This is a genomic window from Pseudomonas sp. PA15(2017), assembly GCF_001945395.1.
Taxonomy (GTDB): Bacteria; Pseudomonadota; Gammaproteobacteria; order Pseudomonadales; family Pseudomonadaceae; genus Aquipseudomonas.
Genome location: NZ_MSXV01000017.1, coordinates 1 through 8,241, shown reverse-complemented (window position 1 = coordinate 8,241; position 8,241 = coordinate 1). Strand labels below are relative to the sequence as shown.

General features: G+C 65.1%; 7 protein-coding genes and 1 pseudogene. 3 read left to right on the top strand and 5 right to left on the bottom strand.

Features of this window, described 5'->3' with window-relative positions; translation table 11 throughout:
• The 3 genes and pseudogenes from BVH03_RS06515 to BVH03_RS06505 all read right to left on the bottom strand — a co-directional run.
• Positions 1 to 626, bottom strand: a pseudogene (locus BVH03_RS06515) (potassium-transporting ATPase subunit B); the annotation flags it as partial.
• 12 nt (positions 627 to 638) lie between these two features.
• Positions 639 to 2,333: a potassium-transporting ATPase subunit KdpA gene (kdpA, locus tag BVH03_RS06510; protein WP_075960414.1), complete on the bottom strand. Its 1,695-nt coding sequence runs from the start codon at positions 2,331 to 2,333 to the stop codon at positions 639 to 641.
• A 5-nt stretch (positions 2,334 to 2,338) separates the two neighbouring features.
• On the bottom strand, positions 2,339 to 2,428 hold the full coding sequence (locus tag BVH03_RS06505) for a potassium-transporting ATPase subunit F (RefSeq protein ID WP_070885670.1): 90 nt from the start codon (positions 2,426 to 2,428) through the stop codon (positions 2,339 to 2,341).
• A 301-nt stretch (positions 2,429 to 2,729) separates the two neighbouring features.
• Between BVH03_RS06505 and BVH03_RS06500 the strand changes: the two genes are divergently transcribed.
• Together BVH03_RS06500 and BVH03_RS06495 are read left to right on the top strand one after the other, a co-directional pair.
• A complete protein-coding gene (locus tag BVH03_RS06500; RefSeq protein ID WP_075960413.1) occupies positions 2,730 to 3,755 on the top strand; it encodes a LacI family DNA-binding transcriptional regulator in 1,026 nt (341 codons plus the stop codon).
• Positions 3,756 to 3,969: 214 nt separating this feature from the next.
• Positions 3,970 to 5,334 (top strand): MFS transporter, encoded by a 1,365-nt coding sequence (locus BVH03_RS06495; protein WP_075960412.1) that lies wholly within the window; start codon positions 3,970 to 3,972, stop codon positions 5,332 to 5,334.
• On the opposite strand, the gene BVH03_RS06490 is transcribed toward BVH03_RS06495, so the two are convergent.
• Entirely contained in the window at positions 5,324 to 6,247 is a 924-nt protein-coding gene (locus tag BVH03_RS06490) for a LysR family transcriptional regulator (protein WP_075960411.1), read from the bottom strand. The two genes, BVH03_RS06495 and BVH03_RS06490, sit on opposite strands and share 11 nt — an antisense overlap.
• 109 nt (positions 6,248 to 6,356) lie before the next feature.
• On the opposite strand from BVH03_RS06490, the gene BVH03_RS06485 reads away from it, so the two are divergent.
• Positions 6,357 to 7,103, top strand: a complete 747-nt coding sequence (locus BVH03_RS06485; protein ID WP_075960410.1) for a sulfite exporter TauE/SafE family protein — start codon at positions 6,357 to 6,359, stop codon at positions 7,101 to 7,103.
• A gap of 10 nt (positions 7,104 to 7,113) precedes the next feature.
• On the opposite strand, the gene BVH03_RS06480 is transcribed toward BVH03_RS06485, so the two are convergent.
• Positions 7,114 to 7,932: a suppressor of fused domain protein gene (locus BVH03_RS06480; protein WP_075960409.1), complete on the bottom strand. Its 819-nt coding sequence runs from the start codon at positions 7,930 to 7,932 to the stop codon at positions 7,114 to 7,116.
• Positions 7,933 to 8,241 lie beyond the last annotated feature (309 nt).

Here is an 8,241-nt window from a genome sequence, read left to right as displayed (position 1 = left end):
TCGACCAGGGCGATCATGCGATCCAGAGTCGACTCGCCGGGGTTGGCGGTGATGCGGATCATCAGGCTGTCGGAGACCACCTGGGTGTTGCCGGTGACTGCCGAGCGATCACCGCCGGACTCGCGAATCACTGGTGCCGACTCGCCGGTGATGGCCGCCTCGTTGACCGCCGCGACTCCTTCGATCACCTCGCCGTCACCGGGGATCAGCTCGCCGGCATCGACGCGCACCACATCACCCTTGCGCAGCCGCGAGGCCGGCACGTGTTCGAAGTAGCCGTGGGGCGTCAGGTAGCGGGCGGTGAGGCCTTCGCTGCCGGACTTGAGGCTGTCCGCACGGGCCTTGCCGCGGCCTTCGGCAAGGGCCTCGGCGAAGTTGGCGAACAGCACGGTGAACCACAACCACAGGGCGATCTGCAGGGTGAAGCCGGTGCTCACGGCATCGCTGGGAATGACGCACAGGAGGGTGGTGACCAGCGCCGTCAGCTCCACGGTGAGCATCACCGGTGAGCGCGTCAGCTGGCGTGGGTCGAGCTTGAAGAAGGCTTGTTTCAAGGCCGGGCGCCACAGCGCACGGACCGTGGTGGCAGCAGCAGCGCGTATGGGCGCCTGAGTATGCATGTTCATGTTCGTTCCGCCTTACAGGGCCGCGCCGAGGTGGTCGGCAATCGGGCCGAGCGCCAGGGCGGGTAAAAAGGTGAGGCCGCCGACCAGCAGGATGGTCAGGGTCAGAAGGGTCACGAAAAGCGGGCCATGGGTGGGGAAGCTGTTCGGCCCAAGCGGGGCCTGCTTCTTGGCCGCCAGGCTGCCGGCGATCGCCAGGATCGGCAGGATGTAGCCGAAGCGCCCCAGCAGGATGGCGAAGCCCAGCATCAGGTTGTGAAAGGCCGTGTTGGCGCTGAAGCCACCGAACGCCGAACCGTTGTTGGCAGTGGCCGAGGTGTAGGCGTACAGCGCCTGGCTGAACCCATGTGGCCCGGGGTTACTGATGGATGCCGCCGGCCCGGCCAGGCCGACCGCCAGGGCGCAGAACACCAGCACGCCCACGGGCATCACGATCAGCGTGGCGACCAGCAGACGCACCTCGCGGGCATCGAGCTTCTTGCCCAGGTATTCCGGCGTGCGGCCGATCATAAGGCCGGCCAGGAACACGGCAATCAGCACGAACAGCATCATGCCGTAGAGGCCGGCGCCGACACCGCCGAAGATCACTTCGCTGAGCATCATGTTGAACAGGGCGACCATGCCGGCCAGCGGGCTGAGGCTGTCGTGCATGGCATTGACCGAGCCATTGGAAGCCGCCGTGGTGGTCACCGCCCAGAGAATCGAGGCGGCAACGCCGAAGCGGCTCTCCTTGCCCTCCAGCGACCCCGCCTGCTCCACCGGCAGGCCGGCGAGCGCCGGATTGGGCTGGTATTCGGCGTAGAGCGCGACGCCCAGGCCGGCCACGAACAGGATCAGCATGCAGGCCAGCAAGGCGCGGCTCTGGCGCATGTCCTTGACGTAATGGCCGAAGGTGAACAGCAGCGCAGCGGGTATCAGCAGAATCGAGACCACCTGGAACAGATTGCTCCATACCGTCGGGTTTTCGAACGGGTGCGCCGAGTTGACGCCGAAGAAGCCCCCGCCGTTGGTGCCCAGCTGCTTGATGGCGATCTGGCTGGCGGCCGGGCCGAGCGGAATGCTTTGCTCTTGGCCCTGCAGCGTGTTGGCGTTGACGTAGGCATCGAAGGTCTGCGGCACGCCCTGCCAGACCAGGAACAGCGCCAGCAGGGTGCTCAGCGGCAACAGCGCATAGAGCGTCGCGCGGGTAAGGTCGACCCAGAAATTGCCCAGGCTGTGCGAAGAGCGTGCGCTGATCCCACGGGCCAGTGCGGCGAGTATCGCCAGGCCGACTGCCGGGCTGACGAAGTTCTGCACGGTCAGGCCGGCCATCTGGCTCAGGTAGCTCAGGGTGGCTTCGCCGCTGTAGGCCTGCCAGTTGGTGTTGCCGACGAAACTGGCGGCGGTGTTGAAGGCCAGCGTCCACTCGACGCCCGGCAGGCCTTGCGGGTTCAGGGGCAGCAGGCCCTGGCCGATCAGCAGCGCGAAGAGCACCAGCAGGCTCAGTGCCGAGACCATCAGCACCGCACCGGCGTACTGTTTCCAGCTCTGACCCTGGCCCGGCTTGATGCCGGCACAGCGGTAGATGCAGTGCTCGACCGGCTCGAAGATCGGCTGCAGCCAGGTGCGCTGACCCTCCATCGCCTTGTAGATGAATTTGCCCAGCAGTGGCGCGGGTATCAGCACCAACGCGAAGAAGGCGGCCAGCAGAATCAGGTCCTGTAGCGTCATGGCATTCACTCCCGGCCTGCCTGGAGCAGCGCATGCAGCAGGTAGACGAAGAGGCCGGCAACCAGAAGCAGCGATAGCCCATCGAGAACGTTCATCTTTCACTCCTCGGATACGGGGGATCCCGTGGTGCGAAAAGTCTCGTTGGGATGGCTGTAAATTATCGATTCTGAAAAAACCGCAGGCGCGTAAAAAAACCGTATTTTTCTAGGGCTTGCTGCGGCGTGGAGAGGCGCCATCGACGGCCGCGCGGCGGCATTGGTGGAGCGCCAGCCAGCCTGTCGGGAGGCGCGTGCAGCGCGACTCGTCGCCCCGACGCATGATGCCGATGACGTGCGTGGTAAAAGCCCCGTCAGGCCCGCATAATGCGCGGGCACGCATCGGGATTAAGGGAGTGAAGTGGCCCGCAAGTCAGCTAGGAACAACGGCAATCGTGGCGAGTCGCCGGTTACTGTGAAAGACGTGGCGCTCAAGGCCGGTGTCTCGGTGATGACCGTTTCGCGCGCCATCCAGCGCCCCGAGCTGGTGAACGAGGCCACCCGCGAGCACGTGCTCGAAATCGTCCGTTCCATGGGCTACGTGCCCAACATCATGGCTGGCGCCCTGGCCACCCGAAAAAGCCGCCTGGTGGCCATCCTGCTACCCACCATCGCCAACTCGATCTACTCGATCGCCGTGCAGGCGATCATCGCCAGGCTGTCCGCCGCCGGGTACCAGTCGCTGGTCGGCCCCACCGGCTACTCCCCTGAAAACGAAGAGCTGCTGCTCGACGCCACTCTCGGCCGGCGCCCGGACGGCATCGTGCTGACCGGCACGCTGCACACCCCCAACATCCGCTCGCGTCTCGCCTCGCTGCGCATCCCGGTCGTCGAGGCCTGGGACCTGAGCGACGATTTGCTGGACACCCAGGTCGGCTTTTCCCACGAGCAGGTCGGCGTTGCCGTGGCCGAGCACTTCCATGCCAAGGGCTATCGCCAGTGGGCCGTGGTAGGCATCGACGACCCCCGAGCAATGCGCCGCTGTCACAGCCTGATCGCACGCCTGCAGGCGTTGGGGGCTGCCGACGTGCAACAGCAGATCTTCCCGAGCGAGGCGACCTGGGAAGTGGGCCGCCGCGGCCTGGCGGCGCTGCTCGACGCGGGTGCGCGGCCGCACATCGTGTTCTGCAGCTCGGACACCGTCGCCCTGGGCGTGCTGGCTGAAGCGGCCAGCCGCAAGATCGCCGTGCCCGACGAGCTGGCCGTGCTCGGTTTCGGCAACATCTCCAATGGCCAGTTCGCCTACCCCGCCCTGTCGACGGTCAGCGTCAACGCCCAGGAGATGGGCCGCCAGGTCGCCGAAGCGTTGCTGCGTCGCCTCGAAGGCGTGAGCGGTGAGGCCCAGGTCGATACCAGTTTCGAGATCCTGGAGCGCGAGAGCACCTGATCGGTTCGCCGCTCTCCCCTGTCGCCCGCAAATTTCCCCTGATGATCCTCTAGGCGTTTTCTTCATAACGCCGTGACCGTTCCTGCCTGAAAAGATCTATAGACATATCTAGTCACTGATAACGTTATCAAATTAGACTGTTAACGCTATCTGTTAACGTTAACAGCAAACAGAATTCACCGATCCATACAAAAACAAACATCGGAGTTCCCCCATGCAAGCAGTCAAGAAGACTCGCGCCCGGTATCTGATCCTGCTCATGCTGTTCCTGGTGACCACGATCAACTACGCGGACCGGGCGACGATCTCGATCGCCGGCTCAAGCCTCCAGAAGGACCTGGGCATCGACGCGATCGAACTCGGCTACATTTTCTCGGCCTTCGGCTGGGCCTACGTGCTGGGGCAGATCCCTGGCGGGTGGCTGCTCGATCGCTTCGGTTCCAAGCGCGTCTACGCCGGCAGCATCTTTCTCTGGTCCTTCTTCACCCTCCTGCAGGGCTACATCGGCGTGTTCGGCGTAGCCAGTGCGGTGGTCGTGCTGTTCCTGCTGCGCTTCATGGTAGGCCTGGCCGAAGCGCCGTCGTTCCCGGGTAATGCGCGCATCGTCGCAGCCTGGTTTCCGACCAAGGAGCGCGGTACCGCATCGGCCATCTTCAACTCGGCCCAGTACTTCGCCACCGTGCTGTTCGCCCCGCTGATGGGCTGGATCGTCTACACCTTCGGCTGGCAGCACGTGTTCGTGGTGATGGGCGCTCTGGGCATCCTGTTCTCGATCGTGTGGATGTACGTGATCCACAACCCCAAGGATCACCCAATGGCCAACGCGGCCGAGGTCCAGTACATCGCCGAGAACGGCGGCCTGGTGGACCTGGACGCCGCCGGCAAGAAGCAGGACTCGGGGCCCAAGTTCGGCTACATCCTGCAACTGCTCAGAAATCGCATGATGGCCGGCGTGTACCTGGGCCAGTACTGCATCACCACCCTTACCTATTTCTTCCTGACCTGGTTCCCGGTGTACCTGGTGCAGGAACGCGGCATGACCATTCTCAAGGCCGGCATCATCGCCTCGCTGCCGGCCATCTGCGGCTTCATCGGCGGCGTGCTGGGCGGGGTGATTTCCGATGCTCTGCTGCGCCGCGGCAACTCGCTGAGCGTGGCGCGCAAGACGCCGATCGTGGCCGGCATGCTGCTGTCGATGAGCATGATCATCTGCAACTACGTGGAAGCCGACTGGATGGTGGTCTCGTTCATGGCCCTGGCGTTCTTCGGCAAAGGCGTCGGCGCCCTGGGCTGGGCAGTGGTGTCGGACACTTCGCCCAAGCAGATCGCGGGCCTTTCGGGTGGGCTGTTCAACACCATCGGCAACCTGGCGTCGATCACCACGCCGATCGTGATCGGCTACATCATCGCTGCCACCGGCTCGTTCAAGCTGGCCCTGGTGTTCATCGGCGCCAATGCCTTCGTCGCGGCGTTCAGCTACCTGGTGATCGTTGGCGAGATCAAGCGCTTCGAACTCAAGGGCCTCAAGCCCGAAGCCAACGACGGCACCAGCCAGGCCACTGGCGAAGTCACCCGCTGACGGCTGCCGGGGCGGCCATCCCTTCGCCGGGATGGCCGCCCAGATGTTCGAACAGGCTGCGCATCGGCATCGACAACTCGCTCCAGCGCCTGAAGCACAGGCAGAGCTGACGCCGGGCCCAGGCGTCGCTAAGGGCGATCACCCTGAGGCCATGCCGGCGCCTGTGCAACTGGGCGATACCTAGCGGCAGGATGCCGAGGCCGATGCCATGGGCGACCATCTGGCAAAGCGCCTCGAAGCTGTTCATGCGAATGCGCACATCCAGTGGCCGACCGGCCACCCGCGCGTGCTCGTTGATGTGATCCTGCAACGCACTACCCTGGGCCAGCCCCACGAACGCTTCGCCGAGCACCTCGGCGAACGCCAGGCTGCGGCGGTCGGCCAGCGCGTGATGGGGCGCGGCGACCAGTACCAGATGGTCCCTGGCCACCGGCTGCAGGTGCAGGCCTTCGGCACTGACAGCACTGGACACGATGCCCGCCTCGGCCAGGCCGCTGGCCACGTTGCGCACGATATCCACACTGGTGCGCTCCTTGAGTTCGATGCGCAGGCGCGGCCGCTCGGCCAGCCACGGCGCCAGCCGGTTGGGCAGGAACACCGTCAGCGCGGCGGTATTGGCGTACAGGTGCAGAGTGCCTCTGGCGCCGGCTGCGTAGTCCTGCAGCTCACCCTTCAAGGTGTCCTGCTGGCGCAGTATCAGCCGCGCGTGATGGGCCAGCGCCTCGCCGGCCTCGGTGGTGGTCACGCCACGGGGGCGGCGTTCCAGCAGGGCCACTCCGACGCTACTTTCCATCTTGCGCAGCCGTTCGCTGGCAGAGGCCAGCGCGAGGTTCGCCCGCTGCGCGCCCGCGGTAATGCTGCCGGCATCGGCGATGCACAGAAACAGCTGCAAATCTGCCAGATCGAGTCGCATCGGGGCCTCTCTGCCTCCGGTTTTGCCGAAGGCTGCACTGAGTTTTCCGCATTGTGCCGAGTCCCCCGAGGCGCTTCAATTGCACCGACCACTCAATCGAGCCTTGCCCATGCACGACGCCACGTTCTACCTGCTGTTCCTGACCGGTACCTTCCTGGCAGCGGGAATGGTCAAAGGCGTTACCGGCATGGGCCTGCCGACCGTGGCCATGGGCCTGCTGGGTACGCTGATGTCGCCTGCGGCGGCAGCGGCGATCCTGATCGTGCCGTCTTTCGTGACCAACCTCTGGCAGCTGTTCAGCGGCCCTGCACTGGCGCCACTGCTGCGCCGGCTGTGGCCGATGACGCTGTGCATCGTGCTCGGCACGCTGGCCGCTTCGACCTTGCTGGTGGTGGCCGATCCGCTCTGGTCGGGGTTCTGGCTGGGCATCGCGCTGATCGCCTACGCGCTCTACGCACTGCTCGCACCGGCCTTCCGTGTGGCGGCGCGGCTGGAGCGCTGGTTATCGCCAGTGGTGGGCTTGGCAACGGGTGTAGTGACCGGCGCGACCGGCGTATTCGTGATGCCGGCGGTGCCCTACCTGGGCTCGTTGAACCTGAGCCGCGACGAGCTGGTGCAGGCGCTGGGCCTGTCCTTCAGCGTGTCTACCCTGGCGCTCGCCATCGGGCTCTACTGGCACGGCGCCTTTCAGGTCAGCCAGCTCGGCACCTCAGCCGCGGCCATCGTCCCGGCGTTGCTCGGCATGTGGCTGGGCCAGCGGCTGCGCGCACGGATCAGCCCCGTGCGCTTTCGGCAGTGCTTCATGGCGTTCCTGATCCTGCTTGGCCTGGAACTGGCCTCGCGGCCGCTGTTCTGAGGCACGCGGTTCATACCACACTGGCGCGCTGCAGATCGCTGCGATGGCCGATGCCTGCGGCCTGCAGGCGTTGCACCAGATCCTCACGGGCGGCTCTGCCACCGGCCCGCACGTAGTCGAGTTCGCTGGCGGTGATCAGCACCACGGGAATCAGGCTGACAGGCGACAGCGGCATGTCGTCCAGGCGGGTTGGGAAGTCGGGTGCCGGGCCGCCAAGCAATACGCCGACGGTATCGTCAGCACTGACGAAGTGCGCGGTCAGTTGCTCGCCGATATGATGCGACTGGCTCACGCCGGGCAGTTCCAGAGACAGCACGCCGTGCTGCTCGATCTGCCCGACGATGCCACCTGCGTCCGCGACCGTACCGGCCACGTGCTGGAGCAGCTCGAAGCTCCAGCTGTACTTGAGCGGGTCGACCTCGCCCGACTTGCCCCGCGCTTGTTCGGGAATGTCGGCGGTTTCCAGAAACAGCTCCATCTCGAAGCCGTTGCCCATGCCTTCCACATCATCGAACGGGTCGGACAGACCTTCGGTTGCCAGGAGGATGGAATCGCCACGCCGTACCACGCGGTAGGCCTGTCGGGTCGACGGCCATTGCGGGCCGCCGGTGAAGCTGGGGCTGATCAGGTAGCCGAGCACGTCCTGCTCGACAGCACCGACTCGCTGCCAATGGCGGTCCAGGCACTCGGCGCTGGCCTCACGAGCGACCAGGTTGGCCGCCTCGGCGGCACGGGTGCCGTCAGGCATCTCGGCGGTTTGTACAGCGGACGATTCAACCTCGGCGGACGGTTTCGAGGTGAGGCCGAACAACTTGCGGAAAAAGCTCATGGGCGATCCTTGCTATCGAGCGGCTCGACGTGGACGAGCGGCGGGTGGGGGAACAGCAGCCATTTTGGCTGGTTGGTGCCGGCGTGGAAACCGAATGGGCCACACACCGAGCAGCCGGTTCGACCATCGATACGTGCAAGGTTCACTGCTGGCCAGCAACTAGTCTTGGCCTGGTTATCCTTTAGCTACGCCTAGCTGTGATCTCTCAGTAGGTTGTTCATCCGGGGCGTTCCCGGAATTCTGGAAGCGCGACCAACACAGCCTTCCAGGAGCCCCGGATGAACTTGCATAAACATGCCCGTCTTACCC